The sequence below is a fragment of the Actinokineospora spheciospongiae genome (genome assembly GCF_000564855.1).
Classification (GTDB): Bacteria; Actinomycetota; Actinomycetes; order Mycobacteriales; family Pseudonocardiaceae; genus Actinokineospora; species Actinokineospora spheciospongiae.
This window is the reverse complement of sequence record NZ_AYXG01000254.1, coordinates 1-256: the sequence shown is the minus strand read 5'-3', so window position 1 is coordinate 256 and position 256 is coordinate 1. Positions and strand designations below refer to the sequence as shown.

1 protein-coding gene is annotated in these 256 nt (G+C 69.1%); it reads right to left on the bottom strand.

All coding sequences use genetic code 11. The annotated features are described in order from the left end of the window. A partial coding sequence (locus UO65_RS32235; protein WP_035290596.1) for a M28 family peptidase occupies positions 1-256 on the bottom strand: 256 nt, incomplete at both ends.

Genomic DNA, 256 nt, shown 5'->3' with positions numbered 1-256 from the left:
GCCGGTGAACAGGCCACCGGCCGGGATGCCGTTGGCGATGAACTCGCCGTAGTCCGAACGGCCGCTGAAGTCCGTGCCCTCGGTCTGGACGCCCTGCGAGCCCAGGAAGCCCGCGAAGGCGGCCTCGATCTGCGCGGAGCCGTACGGGCCCTCGCCCGCGCCGGTGGCGTCGGAGTCGTCACCGTCGTAGACGAAGTAACCGGCGTTCGGCGAGGCGATCATGTCGAAGTTCAGGTACAGGGCGATGTCGAGCTGC